The sequence below is a fragment of the Polyangium sp. 6x1 genome, from assembly GCF_029946515.1.
In the GTDB taxonomy this organism is placed as follows: domain Bacteria; phylum Myxococcota_A; class Polyangia; order Polyangiales; family Polyangiaceae; genus Polyangium.
Window position 1 is genome coordinate 50,040 of the sequence record NZ_JARZHH010000004.1, and the last position, 16,536, is coordinate 66,575.

Annotated in this window: 13 protein-coding genes; 6 read left to right on the forward strand and 7 right to left on the reverse strand. The window is 70.2% G+C overall.

All coding sequences use genetic code 11. From position 1 onward, the window contains the following. Positions 1–125 precede the first annotated feature (125 nt). Both QHF85_RS06425 and QHF85_RS06430 read right to left on the reverse strand, forming a co-directional pair. Positions 126–1,097, reverse strand: coding sequence for an electron transfer flavoprotein subunit alpha/FixB family protein (locus QHF85_RS06425; protein WP_281326175.1), 972 nt, complete (start codon positions 1,095–1,097; stop codon positions 126–128). A 48-nt stretch (positions 1,098–1,145) separates the two neighbouring features. Next, positions 1,146–1,973, reverse strand: coding sequence for an electron transfer flavoprotein subunit beta/FixA family protein (locus QHF85_RS06430; RefSeq protein WP_281326176.1), 828 nt, complete (start codon positions 1,971–1,973; stop codon positions 1,146–1,148). Positions 1,974–2,094: 121 nt separating this feature from the next. Here QHF85_RS06430 and nadB point away from each other — a divergent pair, with 121 nt between their 5' ends. Genes nadB through QHF85_RS06445 form a run of 3 tightly spaced genes read left to right on the forward strand, consistent with a single transcriptional unit; the run spans position 2,095 to position 5,719 of the window. After that, a complete protein-coding gene (nadB, locus tag QHF85_RS06435; protein WP_281326177.1) occupies positions 2,095–3,732 on the forward strand; it encodes an L-aspartate oxidase in 1,638 nt (545 codons plus the stop codon). Continuing rightward, entirely contained in the window at positions 3,732–4,610 is an 879-nt protein-coding gene (locus QHF85_RS06440; protein WP_281326178.1) for a CPBP family intramembrane glutamic endopeptidase, read from the forward strand. Before nadB ends, QHF85_RS06440 begins: the two co-directional genes overlap by 1 nt. Beyond that, the gene (locus QHF85_RS06445; RefSeq protein ID WP_281326179.1) at positions 4,607–5,719 is read left to right on the forward strand and encodes a patatin-like phospholipase family protein; all 1,113 of its coding nucleotides are present in this window, start codon (positions 4,607–4,609) and stop codon (positions 5,717–5,719) included. The genes QHF85_RS06440 and QHF85_RS06445 overlap by 4 nt, the downstream gene beginning before the upstream one ends. On the opposite strand, the gene QHF85_RS06450 is transcribed toward QHF85_RS06445, so the two are convergent. Continuing rightward, positions 5,716–6,267: a hypothetical protein gene (locus QHF85_RS06450; protein WP_281326180.1), complete on the reverse strand. Its 552-nt coding sequence runs from the start codon at positions 6,265–6,267 to the stop codon at positions 5,716–5,718. The two genes, QHF85_RS06445 and QHF85_RS06450, sit on opposite strands and share 4 nt — an antisense overlap. 94 nt (positions 6,268–6,361) lie before the next feature. Between QHF85_RS06450 and QHF85_RS06455 the strand changes: the two genes are divergently transcribed. Continuing rightward, the gene (locus QHF85_RS06455) at positions 6,362–7,078 is read left to right on the forward strand and encodes a DNA-directed RNA polymerase (protein WP_281326181.1); all 717 of its coding nucleotides are present in this window, start codon (positions 6,362–6,364) and stop codon (positions 7,076–7,078) included. Between the two features lies 1 nt (position 7,079). Here the strand turns inward: QHF85_RS06455 and QHF85_RS06460 are convergent, their stop codons facing one another. Beyond that, positions 7,080–8,546, reverse strand: a complete 1,467-nt coding sequence (locus QHF85_RS06460; protein WP_281326182.1) for a 5'-methylthioadenosine/S-adenosylhomocysteine nucleosidase — start codon at positions 8,544–8,546, stop codon at positions 7,080–7,082. Between the two features lie 85 nt (positions 8,547–8,631). Between QHF85_RS06460 and QHF85_RS06465 the strand changes: the two genes are divergently transcribed. Both QHF85_RS06465 and QHF85_RS06470 read left to right on the forward strand, forming a co-directional pair. Then, positions 8,632–10,026: an SIR2 family protein gene (locus QHF85_RS06465; protein ID WP_281326183.1), complete on the forward strand. Its 1,395-nt coding sequence runs from the start codon at positions 8,632–8,634 to the stop codon at positions 10,024–10,026. Positions 10,027–10,074: 48 nt separating this feature from the next. Next, on the forward strand, positions 10,075–10,998 hold the full coding sequence (locus QHF85_RS06470) for an adenylate/guanylate cyclase domain-containing protein (RefSeq protein ID WP_281326184.1): 924 nt from the start codon (positions 10,075–10,077) through the stop codon (positions 10,996–10,998). Between the two features lie 3 nt (positions 10,999–11,001). On the opposite strand, the gene QHF85_RS06475 is transcribed toward QHF85_RS06470, so the two are convergent. The 3 genes from QHF85_RS06475 to QHF85_RS06485 all read right to left on the reverse strand — a co-directional run bounded on the left by QHF85_RS06475 (position 11,002) and on the right by QHF85_RS06485 (position 16,444). Then, positions 11,002–11,517 (reverse strand): methyltransferase domain-containing protein, encoded by a 516-nt coding sequence (locus tag QHF85_RS06475; RefSeq protein ID WP_281326185.1) that lies wholly within the window; start codon positions 11,515–11,517, stop codon positions 11,002–11,004. A 163-nt stretch (positions 11,518–11,680) separates the two neighbouring features. Then, complete coding sequence (locus tag QHF85_RS06480; RefSeq protein WP_281326186.1) at positions 11,681–15,328, reverse strand: hypothetical protein; 3,648 nt, start codon at positions 15,326–15,328, stop codon at positions 11,681–11,683. An 84-nt stretch (positions 15,329–15,412) separates the two neighbouring features. Beyond that, complete coding sequence (locus QHF85_RS06485; protein ID WP_281326187.1) at positions 15,413–16,444, reverse strand: YbjN domain-containing protein; 1,032 nt, start codon at positions 16,442–16,444, stop codon at positions 15,413–15,415. Positions 16,445–16,536: the final 92 nt, after the last annotated feature.

The following is a 16,536-nucleotide window of genomic DNA, read 5'->3' on the forward strand; positions in this document are numbered from 1 at the left end:
AAACGATCCGGCAAATGAGCGTGCCCGGATACATGGTGCTGCATTGCCTGTAAAAACACGAAGGCCCCCTCCCGCCGCAGCGAGAGAGGGCCCCCGTTGTCACGCTCGAAAGCGCGCTCTGTCGATCAGCCCTTGGCCGCCTGGATGCCCTTCACGAGCTCCGGCACCGTCGCGAACAGGTCCGCGACGAGGCCGTAATCCGCGACCTGGAAGATCGGCGCGTCGGCGTCCTTGTTGATCGCCACGATCACCTTCGAGCCCTTCATGCCCGCGAGGTGCTGGATCGCGCCCGAGATGCCGATCGCGAAGTAGAGCTGCGGCGCCACGATCTTGCCGGTCTGGCCGACCTGCAGATCGCTCGGCGCGTAGCCCGCGTCGCAAGCCGCGCGGCTCGCGCCCACGGCCGCGCCGAGCACGTCCGCGAGCGGGTCGAGCACCTGGTTGAACTTCTCCTTCAGCGCGCGGCCGCCCGACACGACGACACGCGCCTCCGTCAGCTCCGGACGCGCGCTCTTCACCTGGTCGAACGAGACGAACTCGACGCGCTCGGCCGCCTTGCTCGGGCCCGCGTACGCGACCGTCTCGACCGCCGACTGGCCGCCCGTGGGCTCGGCCGCGGCGAACGCGCTCTGACGCACGCTCACCACCTGGATCGGCGTCGAGATCGAGCAGATCCCGAACGCGTTGCCCGCGAACATCGGCCGCTTGTACTTGAGCGTGCCGCCGTCCGCGAGGACCTCCGTGATGTCGCTCGCGTAGCCCGCGCCGAGGCGCGCCGCGACGCGCGGGAGCAGGTCCTTGCCGTAGGCGCTCGCCGTGCCCACGACGACCGCGTAGCCCTTCGCGACCGCCGCCACCGTCGGCGCGTAGCGCTCGGCGAGGTAGTTCTTCAGCGACGCGTCCTCGACCACGAGGAGCTTCGCCGCGCCCAAGCCCTGCGCCTCGGCCGCCGCCTTCCCGGCGCCGTCGCCGATCACCAGGATCGAGAACGACCCGCCGATCGTCGCCGCCGCCTTCTGCGCGAACGTGACCGCCGAGTGCGTGGTCTTCTTGAGTTTGCCCTCGGCAACCTCCGCCACAACGAGAACGTCAGCCATTCTGATTCCTCATCTCTCCGTTGGGGTTTGTCTTGTGCCCAGGGGTCCTCAGAGGACCTTCGCTTCGTTCTTGAGCTTCGAGACGAGCTCGCCCACGTCCTTCACCTTGATGCCGGCCTTGCGCGCCGGGGGCGCCGCGAAGCCGTGGTACGAAACCTTCGTCGCCTGATCCGACGCGAGGTCCGCGAGCTTCACCTCGGCGAGCGGCTTCTTCTTCGCCGCCATGATCGCCGGCAGCGCCGCGAAGCGCACGCCGTCGTTGTACTTGTGGGTCTGCGGCGTCTTCAGCGAGTACACGCTCGTCGGCGCCACGATGCGCAGGTCGACCGTCACCACGGCCGGCAGCTTCACGCGCAGCGTCGACACGCCGCCGTCGACCTCGCGACCGACGAGCAGCGCGCCCGCCTCCTCGCGGATCGTCGCGGCGAACGTCGCCATCGGCCAGTCGAGCAGCTCCGCGAGGATCTGCCCCACCTGGTTCGAATCGCCGTCGACCGCCTGCTTGCCCATCAGCACGACGTCCGGCTTCTCCTTCTCGACGAGCGCCCGGAGCGCCCGCGCGACGAGATCACCGTCGAGTTTGTCGTCGGTCGCGTCCACGCGGATCGCGCGATCGGCGCCCGTCGCGAGCGCGGCGCGCAGCGTCGTCTCCGTCTCCTTCGGGCCGAACGTCACCACCACGACCTCGCCGGCACGGACCTTCGGCTGCGTACCGTTCTCCGTGAGCCGCAGGGCGGCCTCGAGGGCGTACTCGTCGAACGGGTTCGGCTTCCACTCGAGCCCGGCGGTGTCGATCTTCTCTCCCGATGCGGGGATCTTCACCTTGTTGGCGTTGTCCGGGTCGGCGACGCGCTTGAGGGGGACGAGGATCTTCACGGTGCGGGAGGCTCCTTTCGACGGCCAAGGGTCGGGCCCAACACGACGCGCGCGCCCGTCGGGCGGCTGGCTCATGACAGCGTTGTCGTTGTGCGTCAAGGAGCCTGCTACCCTGCCGCCCGTGGCCGTCACGACCGATTTTCTCGTCATCGGCAGCGGGATCGCTGGCCTGACCTTCGCCCTCGACATCGCCGAACACGGCGAGGTCGTGGTCGTCACCAAACGCAGCAGCGAGGAGTCGAACACCCGCTGGGCGCAGGGCGGCATCGCCGCCGTCATCTCGCCCGAGGACACCTTCGACGCGCACATCAAGGACACGCTCGTCGCCGGCGCTGGCCTTTGCCACGACGTCGTCGTCGACATCTGCGTGCGCGAGGGGCCCGATCGGATCCGCGAGCTGATGGACCGCGGCGCGCGCTTCGACCGCGAAAAAGACGGCACGATCGCCCTCGCCCGCGAGGGCGGGCACAGCGCGCGCCGCGTGCTGCACGTCGCCGACGCGACCGGCCTCGAGGTCGAGCGCGCCTTGCTCGAGCGCTGCCGCGCGCACCCGAACATCCGCATCCTCGAGCACCACATGGCGATCGATCTCATCGTCATGTCGCGCTTCGGCGGCCCCGACGTCTGCGTCGGCGCGTACGTGCTCAACATGGCCACGCGCTCGGACGGCGAGGACGACGCGAAGAGCCACCTCGTAGAGACGTACCTCGCGCGCGCCACGATCCTCGCCTCGGGCGGCGCAGGGAAGGTCTACCTCTACACGTCGAACCCCGACGTCGCGACGGGCGACGGCATCGCGATGGCGTACCGGGCAGGTGCCGAGATCGCGAACATGGAGTTTTACCAGTTCCACCCGACCTGCCTCTATCACCCGCAGGCGAAGAGCTTCCTCATCACGGAGGCGCTGCGCGGCGAGGGCGCGATCCTGCGCTTGCCCGACGGCACGCCGTTCATGGCGAACCACGATCCGCGCAAGGAGCTCGCGCCGCGCGACATCGTCGCCCGCGCCATCGACTTCGAGATGAAGCGCACGGGCAGCGAGTTCGTCCTGCTCGACATCACGCACAGGCCCGCGAGCTTCGTCTGCGATCACTTCCCCACGATCTACGCCGAGTGCCTGCGCTTCGGGATCGACATCACCTCGCAGCCGATCCCCGTCGTCCCCGCGGCGCACTACCTCTGCGGCGGCATCACGACGGACCTGCACGGCCGCACCACGATCCCCGGCCTCTGGGCCGTCGGCGAGTGCGCGTGCACGGGCCTGCACGGCGCCAACCGACTCGCCTCGAACTCGCTGCTCGAAGGCCTCGTCTTCGGCCACCGCGCCGCCGTGCGCCTCGCGAGCACGATCGGCGAGGACGGCAAGAGCCCGTTCCCCGAGGTCCCCGAGTGGCAGATCGGCGACGCGGTCCCGAGCGACGAAGAGGTCGTGGTCACGCACAACTGGGACGAGCTGCGCCGCACGATGTGGAACTACGTCGGCATCGTCCGCTCGAACGCGCGCCTGCGCCGCGCCGCCCGCCGCATCGCCCTCTTGCAGGACGAGATCCGGGAGTATTACTGGCGCCACCTCGTGACGCGCGACCTCCTCGAGCTTCGCAACATCGCTACCGTCGCCGAGCTCATCGTGGGCTGCGCGGCGGCGCGCCACGAGAGCCGCGGCCTGCACGCGACGATCGATTATCCGCAGACGAACGATCGTTTCGCCGCGGACACCGTGGTCAAGCGGGGCGTCGTGCCCCATCTCCGAGGTCGCTGATGGATCCGGACGACGACGAACGCCCGAGCAGCCCGCTCGTCCCGCCCCCCGAGGGCGGCGAGCGCCCGATGAGCTACCTCGCGGCCGCGGGATTCGCGGTCGGCACGACGTTCGTTTACATCTTCTTTCTCTCGTTCATCGGCTCGATCCGCGGCGGCGAGGACCATCGCGTCGACCTCGTCACGAGCTTCGGCTGCCAGCTCGTCTCCACGCTGATTGCGCTCTTCTTGATCTTGCAGCTCCACGCGCCGTCCAAGTCGATCCGCGACTTCCTCGGCGTGCGCACGACGCATCGCGGCTTCTACCCGCTCGCGGCGATGCTCGGCATGGCCGTGCAGATCCCGGCGAACGCGCTCTACGACCTCATCGTGAAGCGCTGGCCCACGGGGCAGCCGCGCGAGGAGATGCTCCAGGAAGAGCTCGCGGGCGGCGTGCCGAAGCGCATCCTTTTCTTCGCGATCCTCGTGGTCGCCGGCCCGCTGATCGAAGAGATCTTCTTCCGCGGCGCGCTCTTCCGGCCGCTCCGCCGACGCTACGACGCCCTCGGCACGATCCTCGCGACGAGCACCTTCTTCGCGTTCGCGCACCTCGAGTGGCAGCTCGTCCTGCCCATCTTCATCGTCGGCTTCTCGCTCGGTTTGCTCCGCAGCGCGAGCGGCTCGCTCCTGCCGAGTTGCATCATGCACGGGCTCTTCAACGGCATCACGCTCGGGTCCGTCTACTCTCGATCCCCCACGGAAATCGCGGACTCCGCGCCGATCCCGCTCCCCGTGACGATCGGCGGATCCGCCGTCACCATCGTCTTGCTGGGCCTCGTCTACCTCCTCGGGAAGAAGTCCGAGGAGGCGCGCGAAGCCCGAGAAAAGGACGAAGCGTGAGCGACGCGTCGAGTTCTTCCCACGATCCTCCGAAGACCGCCCTCTGCTTGCCCGGCGGAGGCCTGACCGGCGCGCTCTACCAGATCGGCGCGCTCGCCGCGCTCGCCGACGGCGTGCGAGGCGTCGACGGACAGAGTTTTTCCCTGTACCTCGGACAATCGAGCGGCGCGAGCGTCGCTGCCGCGCTCGCCGGCGGCATCCCCGTCGATCGCCTCTACCGCGCGTTGCTCGATCCGGTCGACAACTTCTTCCCGCTCGAACGCGGCCACGTCTTCCGCATGGACATCGACGAGTGGCGCCACGCGCTCTCGACCTCGTGGGTCGCGATCCGCCACGCCATCGCGCGCCTCTCGTCGAACCGCGACGCCGTCTCGCCGAACACGCCGGGCCACCTCTACCTGTGGGAGCAGATCGATCGCCTCGCCGACTCCCTGCCCGCGGGCTTCTTCACGCTCGATCGGTACGAGCGTTTCCTCGCCGAGTTTTTCCTCCGCCGCGGCGTCCCCAACGCCTTCCGCGCGATGCCGCGCCCCTTGCGCATCCCCACGTACGACGTCGACTGCGGTGACCGCATCCTCTTCGGCGCCGAGGGGCACGAGGACATCCCGGTCTCGCTCGCGTGCGCCGCGACGCTCGCGCTCCCGCCCTTCTTTTCGCCGATCCGCATCGGGGATCGGCACTACATCGACGGCGGCCTCGGCGACGTCGCGCACCTCGACGTCGCGGCCGAGGCGGGCGTCGAGTTCGCGGTCGTCGTGAACCCCATGGTCCCCGTCTCCGTCGCGCACCGCGCCGTCCCCACGGGGCATGGCGTGCGGCAGAGCGTGCGCGACAAGGGCCTGTTCTGGGTGATGAACCAGGCGATGCGCATCGGCACGCACGCGCGGCTCGCACAGAACGTCGAGCAGATCCAGCAGAAGACCGGCATGCACGTCCTCGTGCTCGAACCCGAGCCGACCGACGTCCTGCTCTTCCTGCACAACCCCTCGAACCTCGCCGCGCGCCGCGCCATCCTCGAATACGCCTACCGCACGACGCGCGAGCGCATCGCCGAGTGGATGGAGAAGCGCCGCGGCGTCGTCGCGCGCCTCGGCTGGGAAGCTGCCTAGACCGAGCGCAGGAGCGCGCGCTGCGTGAGGAGCCAGGCGCGGGCGCTCGCCTCGTCGTCGAAGAACGCCGTCGGCGAGCTCTTGCCCTGGACGAGCCGCGCGGCCGTCTCCAGCATCGTCATGACGATGCGGACGTGGTAGCTCGCGCCGATCATCGCCTGCGGCCCCATCAGCTTGATGCGCGGGTCTTTCGTCGCGACCTTCCGCGCCCGCATGGTCGGGCCGGACGTGCGCGACACGTCGCTCAAGAGCAGGACTTGCCGTCCCCCCGAGACCTCTTCGAACGCATCGAAGCAGGCCATCACGTCGTCCGCCTCGAGCGGACCGTTCAGCGACAGCATCACGAGGTCGGGCGGCTCGAAGGTCAGGCGATGGGCCGAGCCGATGCGGAAGATGCGGGGCGCGTCGTGTTGCAAGGCTCCTCTGCCGTCCACCCCGGATTTCGTGAGCGAGAGCGCCCACGGATATCCCCGGGTCACGACCCCGTCAACGCACACCACCGGGGCGCGCCTGTAAGACCTGCCGACCTCGGGACGTTCTTGGGACATGTCGCCCGCGCCTCGATCCAGCCCTGCCTCGGCCCACGCCTCCACGCCGGCCCTTGAAAGCCGCCCCTCGCTGCGCTCTCCTCGGGGGATCCCGATGCTCGCCCGTCCTCTCCTCCTCGCCTCCCTCGCTGCCGTCGCCCTCTCGGGCCTCACGGGCTGCACGAGCCTCGTGCCTTTCACCCACGAGATCCGCACCGAGCACGGGCTCACCGACGACGAGGTCAAGAACCTCCAGTTCTACTCCTCGCACGGCATCACGCTCCGCCGCGAGATCGAGTCGGGCGGCCGCAAGATCACCCCGGGCCACAAGTTGCTCCTCATCTCGGGCAAGCAGATCGAGGAGGTCGTGATCCCGGCGAAGACCCCGGGCGTCGCCGTGAAGGTCGGCCCGCGCGCGCTCGCCGTGAGCTTCGAGCCGGGCACGTCGCTCGTGTTCACGGTGAAGGGCTCGCGCCTCGCCATGGACGATCGCGGCTTCTTGCGTCCCCTCGCGCTCGATCCTTCCCCCGCGTCGCCGCTCGAACGGCGCGTGACGAACCTGCTCGGCCAGGAGTTCGCGCAGCCGCCGAACCCGTTCCCGGGCAACGACGGGAGCGAGCCGCTCGCGGGCTCCTCCACCGTGGCCGGCGACGACGCGAGCGGCAATTACTGGCTCGACACGGACAGCGCGGGCCGCATCTCCTTCGCGGGCAAGCTCTGGAACAGCGAAGAAGACAGCATGCAGGCGCATCTGCTCATCGACTCCGATCTCCTGGAGGAGGTCGACAAGAAGCGCAACGTCCTGCACGGCGTGAAGCTCGAACCGAAATGAGCTAGCGGCTCTTCAGGAACGGGATCGGGTGGCTTCGGAGGAGCTCCACCGTGTAGCTCGCGGCCACGTCGCACGCATACGATCGAAACCCGTCCACGCGCGCCGTGTTCTTCTGCTCGTCGGCGAGGTCCGACACGCCGCGCACCATGAAAAACTCGGGCTGACGCGCCGCCGCGAAGCAAGCGCTCGCCACGCCCGCGGCCTCCATCTCCACGCCGATCAGCGTCGGCCACACGTTTCGATACTCCGTGAGCACCCGCCCGACCGCGACAACCTTGTCGCCCGAAGCGATGGGCCCGAGGTGGATCCGCGGCGCGCCCTCGCCCGGACGCGGGGCCGTGAGGCTCTTCGTCCACGCATCACCGAGCACGTTCAGCGCCGCCGCGTAGAGCCTCCGTGACGCTTTGTGCACCGACCATCGCACCTCGATCCCCTGCTCCGTGAGCTTTTGCAGCTCGTAATCGACGACTTGCTCCGAGATCAGAAGATCCCCGAGCGAGACGCTGCGCGCCGCGACGCCGCCCGCGATCCCCACGAGCACGACGTGCCGCGGCCGCCAGCGCTTGATCGCCTCGCTCGTCGCGGTCGCCGCATTCACGCGGCCCATTCCGAGCAGCGGCAGGACCACGATTCGATAGCTGCCCGAGCCGTCCGCGACGGGCAACGTGGCCTTGAAATAGACGTGCACGTCGTCCTTGCGCGGCACGACCCGCTCGAAGCCGGGCAGGCGCCGCAAAAGCGCGTCGCGCTCCTCGGGCAGCGCCGTGACGAGCAAAAAATCGACCCGCTCGGGCTTCGTCTTCGCCGCGTTCTTGCGCTCCCGCGGCTCCTTCGGGCGATCCGTGGCGGTGATGGACTTGCGGCCGGAGAGCTCCTCCGTGATGAGATCGAGCAGCCGCTCGGCGACGTCGTCGGCCGCGTCGCGCGTGGCGATCGGCGTATCGAGCGCGCGGAGCTGCGCCCGCGTCACGCGCCGGTGGAGGCCGACGCCCTCGAAATCGTCCATGATCTCGTCGAATGCTTTCTTCGCGTCGCCGCCCGTGGACGGCAGTGGAAAGACGGGCACCTGCTCATTGCGCGCGGTTTGGTAGGTTTTGTACGTACCGCCGAGGCCGCCGATGAGGATCACGGCTTGCGCGCGCCGCACGCTCTCGACCCATTCGGGCACACCTTTTTCCACGTAAACCACGTCCCCGCCGAAAAAGGCGGGCTCGTCGGGGCGCGGGACGATTTGCTTGAGGCGCGTGGAGAGCGGGAGCCCGAGGGCTTGCAGCTCCCCGGCGAAGGCCATCGTCGCGGCCTTGTCCACGCCGTTCCAGCCGCACGTCACGAGCCCCGCGCCGCTCTGCGCCAGCGCTCGCCCGATCGCCTGCGCCGTGAGCTCCTCCGTCCTGGGCAGGGGCGCTTTTCGCGAACCCGTGCCCGCGACCTGCACCCACATCTCCTGCCCCTCTGCGGCGTCCGTCATGAAGGCGGAGTCTACCAGGCGTGGCGCCTCGGGTGTACGCTTCGAGCAAACGCGCGGCGCGGGCCGTGCGCGGAGGAGCCGGAGCATGGATCAGGGCCTGACCGATTTCCTGCGAGATTACGTCGACGCCCTCGAACGCGGGAGCGCGGCCTTGTTCGTCGGCGCGGGTTTGTCGATGGCCGCGGGCCTGCCAGGCTGGGGCAAGCTGCTCGACGGCATGGCGCGTGAGCTCGGGCTCGACGTGGGCAAAGAGCACGACCTCGTCCTCGTCGCCCAATTTTACGTCAATCGTCACGCCGGCAGCCGTTCGCACCTGGAATCGCTCGTTCGGCGCACGTTCGATCGGGAGGTGATGATCCCGGACAACCACCGGATCCTGGCGCGGCTCCCGATCGGCCATGTCTGGACCACGAACTACGATGAGATCCTCGAAGGCGCGTGGCGGCAGGCGGGCAAGGCCTTCGACGTGAAATCCAAAAGCCGCGATCTCACGACCTCGGACCCCGACGCCGACGCCGTGCTCTTCAAGATGCACGGCACGGCCTCGCAACCGTCCGAGATCGTCCTGACGAAGGACGATTACGAGCTTTACCCGCGCTCGCGACCGGGGTTCTTGGACATCCTCGGGAGCGACCTCACGACGCGCACCTTTTTGTTCCTCGGATTGAGCTTCACGGATCCGAACCTCGGCCACGTCCTCTCCACGCTGCGCCGATCGTTCGAGGACGGCGCGCGCCGGCATTACGCGATCCTGAAGCGCCCCTCGGACCCGTACGACGCGCAGCGGTTCGAGCACCTCGTCACCGATCTGCACCGGTATGGCATTCGCGCGCTCGTGGTCTCCGAATATGGAGAAATCACGGACGTTCTGCGCATGCTGGAGCGGCGTCGGGCGCAGCGCAGCGTGTTCGTGTCGGGCAGTTTTCCCGAGGACGGGGACGAAAAGGAGCGCGCGTTTGTTACGACGATCGCGCGCGGCGTGGGGCGCCTCGTGGGCGCGAAGGACCTGCGGCTCGTGACGGGGCTCGGGCGCGTCGTGGGCAGCGCCGCGGTCACGGGGCTCGTCGAGGCGCTCGACGGGCGGACGGCTGCGGCCATTTCGAGGCGGCTCGTGGTGCGCCCGGTCCGCGAAGTGGTCCCGCCCGGCGCCTCGCTGGAGGCGTGGAAGCGAAAATCACGCGAGGACCTGCTCGCGCAGTCGGGCGTGATGATCGTGATCGGTGGATTGCGGCAAGGCGTGCCCGCGCCCGGGGTGCTTTCCGAGTTCGAGATCGCGAAAACGCAGCGCCTCGTGGTTCTGCCCATCGCGGCGACGGGCCACGCGGCGCGGGAAATTCACGAGGCGATGCGTGCAGACCTCGCGGCGCATCTCCCCGCGGAAATCGACGCGGCGTCGTTCGAGGCGCTCGGGCCGGAGACGAAGGACGAGGCCGCGATCCTCGCGGCGATCGAGCGCTGCCTCGCGCGCCTCGCGACGTAGGCCTTCGGGGTGGATTTCGAGGGCGCTCGCGCCCTAGGATGCCAGGCGATGCCGAGCATCTTCTACGCGCCCGACCAGATCCGCATCGACGTCGAGGAAAGACAAACCCTTTTGAATGCCGCGCTCTCCGCGGGCATTCCTCATACCCACGTTTGTGGCGGCCACGCGCGTTGCTCGACGTGCCGCGTGATCGTGATCGAGGGCCTCGACAACGTCGAGCCGCCGAACGAGGTCGAGCGTGCGCTCGCCGAGCGCCTCGGCCTGCCGCGCGAGGTCCGCATCGCCTGCCAGGCCACGGTGCGCGGGCCGGTGCGCGTTCGCAGGCTCGTGCTCGACGACGACGATGTCGCGCTCGTCGGCCGCATGCGCACGTCGAAGGTCGATCTCACCCCGGTCGGCGAGGAGATCCGCGTCGCCATCCTGTTCTCCGACATCCGCGGCTTCACGCCGTTCACCGAGGCGCTCCTGCCCTACGACGTGATCCACGTCCTGAACCGCCATTTCGAGGCGATGGGCAGCGCCGTCGCGAGCGCGGGCGGGTTCATCAACAATTACATGGGCGACGGCTTCATGGCGCTCTTCGGGGTCGACGGGAAACCCGACGCGCCGATGCGCGCGGTCCGCGCCGCGCTCGGCATGCTGGAGGCGATGAAATCGAAAATGACGCCGTACCTCCTCGCGACGTACGGGCACGCCTTCGACATCGGGATCGGGATCCATTACGGCGAGGCCGTCGTGGGCCCGATCGGCTCGAGCGATCGAAAGGCGATCACCGCGATCGGCGACGCGGTCAATTTCGCGAGCCGCATCGAATCCGCCACGAAGGACGTGGGCGCCCGTCTGCTCGTCTCGGAGGCCGCTCACCGCGAGGTCTCCGGGCGCGTGACGATCGGGAAAACCGCGCGTGTGGCCGTCAAAGGAAAAACCGGCGAGCACCAGCTTTACGAGGTGACCGCCGTTTCCGAGCCCTGATGCTCAGTTTTTCCGGTACACGAGCAGCTCGTTGCCGTATTCGAGCAGCCGCACGCGCCGGAGCCCGTGCGGCGCCATCACGCGGTCGAGGATCCGGGGATCGAGGTATTCGACGCCGATCCACGTGAACGCCGGGTTCGGATTGACGACCACCACGTGCCCGCCCGCCGTCAGGTGCTCGGCCATGCTCGCCGCGGCCCGATCCAAGTGCGGCGCGTGGTTCAGCGTGTGGACCGCCGTCATCACGTCGTACCGCCGTCGCCGCCGCCGCGCCTCGCCCGCGCCGAAATCGAATCGATCCACCCCGTCAATGCGCCGCCCGGGGTGGCGCCCCCGCGCCTCGCGCACCACGAGCCCCGTCCCGCTCCCGACATCGAGCATCGAGCGGAACGAGAGCTCGTCGAGCATCGTGAACAGCGCCACGAGGTCCATCCGGTAGCTCGGCGATCGATGAAACGCGGCGAGCTCCCATCGGGGCGCCTCGGCGACGTGGATCGGTTGCAGGGCGAGGTGGTTCATGGTGCAGCCCGAGCAGGAAAACGTGACAAGGACGGACGAGTCCCTTGCACCCCACGTGCCACGTCCTTGACGCCCGTTTTCCCGTCGCGAGGCCCGCCGCGGCTGCGCAGGTTGGGCAGGAACGGCGCGACCTGCGCGGCGGCCGATCCTGCCCTGTCACGCCTTACAGACCCGGAATGCTTCCGAAGAGCGATGGCTCGATCTTGCCGACCGTCGCTTCGACCTCAAACCGATACACCACGCCGTCGACGTCCTCGGCGAGGACACGCCGGAGCGCCGCGGGATCCCCGCGCGAAATGAGCACGCGATCGACGTGGAGCTCGACGCGGAGAATTCCCGTGCCGGGCTCGCGCGGCGCGCCCGTGAGCACGACCATCGAGGGCGACGACGAGGCCGGCGCGATCGACAGGGAAAACGTCCCGTGCGGGCCCATCGCGAGCGCGCGCCAGAGCGCGAGCAGGGGCGTGGCGACGCGGCGCGGCGCCGAGGCGCCCTGGCCGTCGCGGATCTGGATCGAGGTGACGCCGTCGTAGACCAGCCGATCGTGGCCATGCACGTCGCTCAGCACCGCGATGCGGAAGGTCGAGCTGTCGCGCGCCTCCACCTCGACGGCGACGGGCGCCGACGTGACGACCACGCCGTCCGGGCCCGTCGCCTGCCCATGGATGAGCGCCGACGTCGGCAAACCGCGCGGGTAGAGCGCGTCGAGCGCGTTCGCGATCTCCTCGCCCGAGCCCGCAGGCGCGCCGACGCGCTCGGGCCAGGTGAGCGGGGACGCGAGCGAGACCGGGGAGATCCGCGTCGACGTCACGGGCTCGGTCGCGAGCGGGCCGAACGTGGCGAGGTCGTTCTCCGTGCCGTCGGGCGGATCGAGCAGGAGGAGCCGGCCGACGTGCACGAGCGCGGCCGCCTGCGGCAGGCCCGGCGCGCCCGGCGTGAGCGCGGGCGTGGCCGCGGCCGAAAAGCGCGCGCCCACGGGCGGGAAGGGCAGGGGAGGCAGGAGCGGCTCGGGCGGGCGGCCCGGGTAGACGAGCGCGCGGATCAACGTCACGCCGAGCGGATCGGCGGCGCGCAGCGCGTCCGTGCGGTCGCGCGGGACCCAGTCGAAGGCCTCGCGCACGGCCTCCACCAGCGCCTCCACGTCGAGCCCCTCGCCGCGCATGCGCTCCACCGACCATTGCAGCGCGGCCGTCCCGCCTTGCTCGGCGGCCTTGCGCAGGAGCGGGATGCCGCGCTGCGCCGCGCCACGCGACAGGGCCACGAGGCCCGCGCACGCGAGCATTGCCGCGTCGCCCGGCGGCCGCGATCCGGCGCGCTCGAGACGCGACATCGCCTCCTCGTAGCAGGCGCCGGCCGCGCGGTGGGCGCCGAGATCGTCGAGCCTGCGCCCGTGCCGCACGAGCTCGAAGGCCGCGCGCAGGTGCACGCGACCGTGCCGCGCGTCGCCCTCCTCCTCGCTCGCCTGGAGCAGCCCCGGCAGCCCGTCCACGCCGCGGATCTGCTCGCGCATCAGCGTGAGGTACCAGGCGACGTCGGCGCGGCGCTCGCGCATGTACACCTCGCCCGGGTGGTCGAGACAAACATCCATCCAGCGCAGCGCGTCCTGCGTCGCTTCGAGCATCGCGATCGCCGCGTCCTTCCGGCCGAGCGCGGAGAGCAGGTGCCCTTCGAGCAGCGCGGCCGAGAAGCGCACCCGGTGCACGACGGCGCCGAGCCCGCCGAGCGAGGTGCGCATCTGCCCGAGCCGTTCGAGCGCCGCCTCGGGCCGGCCAGCGCGCGCGAGCACCGCCGCCTCGTTGTACGCCGCCGCGATCGCGACCTCGTGGAACGGGCTCTGCCACGTGCCCGTGAGCCGCTCGGAGAGCGCCCCCAGCACGGCGAGCGCGTCGTCGTAGCGCCCCGCGAGCCCGAGCGCGGCGCCCTCGTTGCACGCCGCGATCGCCGCGATCGCGCCTTCGACCGGGGCCGGCGAGGGGCCGAGCCGCTCGCGAAGGGCGCTCGCCCGCTCGGCCGCCTCGTCGGGCCGGCCCGAGCGTGCGAGTACGAACGCCGAGAGGCACGCGGCCGCGGCCTCCGTCTCCCGCTGCGCCGTGCTGCTCCCGCCCGGCGTGGACAGCGCCGCGTGGTCGAGGGCCGCGAGCGCGCGCGCGTCGTCGCCTCGCTCGATCGAGATCACGCCGAGCACGAGGGCCGCGTCCGCCGCGATGGCGCGCAGATCCACGGAGGACGTTTGTCCTGCAAACTTCCACTCCCCGGCGAGCTCGAGCGCGGCCGAGAGGCTGTCGGTCGCGAGGGCGAAGCGCTCGCGGGCCGCGTGGCGTTTTCCCCTGCGGTAGAGCGCGAGCAGCACGGCCTCGAAGATCTCCGGATCCTCGTGCCTGCGGTCGTGGAACCTCCGGACGACCTCGTCGTACTCGCCCGTCTCGGTCTGCGCCGAGAGATCGCCGAGCGCGAGGAACGCCTTCGCCGTCTCCTTGCTCCCGCGCTCGTCGCGCACCGCTTCACGCACGATCGCCGCGCAGATCTTGGCGGCCTCGGCGTTCCGGCCCTGCGCCCTTAGCGCCATCGCCTCGGCCAGGCGCTCGGCGTGCTGGGCCGAGAGCTTGCGCGACGAGAGCGGATCGGGGCGCGACGGCCGCTCCGTGGGGCTCGTCGCGCGGCCCCCGGGCCCTGCGGGCGGCGCGGTGGTGGGCGGAGACGAGAGACCCGGCGCGCTCGGCCTCTCCGCGGGCACGGCGCGCAGGCCCTCCGCGGGCGTCGCCTGGGGCGCCGCGCGCCTGGCTTCGATCGCCGAGAGCAGCTCCGCCGACATGGGCCGCGCGCGCGCGCCGACCTTGATCGGGCTCGTCTTCGAGAGGCACTGCACGAAGCGAAAGTACGCGTGCGAGAGACCTTGCGGATCCGACGTCGGCTCGACCTCGGCGGCGAGGCGCGGGGCGGGCTTCGCGGCGCTGCGCTGCGGGATCTGCGCGAGCTCGAGGTAGAGCGAGAGGTCACACGCGGGCAGCGCGAGGGTTTGCCGGAGCAGCGCTTCGAGCCGCGGGCGCGCCTCCTCCACGAACGCGCGGCCCGCGGGGCCGTCGGCCACGTGCACGAGCAGCGGGAAGAGGTGGATGGGCCGATCCGTCGAGGCGATCGCGCGCCTGCCGTGCGCCCAGGCGCCGAGGTCGATGGCCTCTTCGAGCGACGCGTCGTCGAGCACCACCACGAGCTTGTCGGCGAGGTGCGAGGCCAAAAGGGCGGTCGTCTCGGTCTCGCCCGTCGGCGCATCGAGGAGCACCGCGTCGTAACGACCGCGCAGCGCGGCCGCGATCTCTTCGAGCACGCCCGGGAGCGCTTCGAGCCCGTCGAGCGGGCGGTTTCGCTCGCGCGGCGTGTCCTCGCCGCCGACGGGCAGGAAGTGCAGCTCCACCGTCCGGTCCTCGGGCAGGCCGGGGTAGCGCAGGGGCACGCGCCGGATCGCGGCGTCGTTCGCCTCGATGATGCGCTCGACGAGCTCGCGCGCGGCGCCGCCGCCGGCGGGACCACGCGTCGCGTGCAAGCGCCTGGCTTCTTCGCGCACGGCGGCGAGCAGATCGACGACGCCGGGCGCGGGCCGAGGCCTCGGGCTCGTCGACGTGGCGGCGCGGCGCTTCGTGTCGTCCGGGAAGTACCGCGTCAGCGTGGGCGAGTCGACGGCGAGGTCGACGACGAGGACCTTGTCGCCGCGGTGGGCGAGCAGGGCCGCGACGTTGGCCAGGGCCATCGCGCGACCCGCGTCGCTGCGGGCCGACGCGAACACGGCGAGATAGCCATCCCGAGCGGTAGGCAAACGAAAACCCTCCAGCGGCCTACTTTCGCATGTTGCGGCCGCGGTACAAGGGGCTTGTCCCGCGCGGGCCGGGGGGAGGCGCGTTCAAAGCGAACCCGACTCCATCGCCGCCTTCTCGGCCGCGCGAACGGCCGACTTTGCTTTGGCCTTCCCGGCGATCACGCGCGCGAGTGCGTCCGCGTAAACCTCGGTCGTATCCATCGCGTCGAAGATCATGTTTCGCACGAGCAGCGCCGAGAGCGGCTCGTCGGTGTAATCGAGGGCGACCTTGAACCGGACGGAGCCGTCGTCGAAGTCCATCTCGAAATTGCCGTCGCCCATGCCGAAATTCGCGCGCGTGACGAACTCGGCGAGCTCCGCGCGCAGCTCCTTCTTCGCCTTCGGCTCGAACAGCACGTACACGACGACCCGCTCGAGCTCCTCGGACAGACGGATCGCGAACGACTCCACGATCCCCTGACCCACCCCGGCCAGATAGTCCACGTAGCCCGCCTCGTCCTCGGAGAGGGCGAACGAAAAACCCGAGGCCCCGAGCACCTCCTCGACCACCATCCGGGCCGTCCGCGGCGCTTCTTCGACCTTCGCGCCCTTGCGCGCCTTCTTTCCGTCCTTTTTGCCTTCCATGGTACCGGTCCTCTGGTTTTCCGCGGCCTTGCGAATCGTGTCGAGCAGGTGCTGGGTGTTCGGGCGATGATGCCAGTCGGGCGAGGCGATCGCGAGCGCGCGCTCGCAGTCGTTCACGGCGCCCTCGAAATCGGCGCGCAGGGCCCGAAGCGCGGCCCGCTCGCCATAGGCGCTCGGCTCGTCCGGCGCGAGGCGAATGGACTCGTCGAGGTCGGCGATCGCGCCTGCGAGATCCCCGTGACGTTGCTTCGAAAGGCCGCGGCGCTGCCAGGCGGGCGCGAATTCCGGGGCGATCTCGATCGCCTTCGAGTAATCGTCGATCGCGCCGTGCACGTCGCCGGCGAGCGATCGGGCATTGCCGCGGTTGTACCTCGGCGCGTGCTCCTCGGGCGCGAGCTCCACGGCCTTCGTGAAATCGGCGATCGCGCCGTCGAGATCGCCGTCCTCCTGCTTGCGATTGCCACGATTGTTGAGCGCGGCCCAGGGAGGCATCCCGGCCTCGGACCCAGCCGCGCGTTTCCTGGGTGCGGCGCGTTTCGTGGAGGATGGTTTCGCCGGGCTCTTCCGGGTGGAGCTTTTCGTTG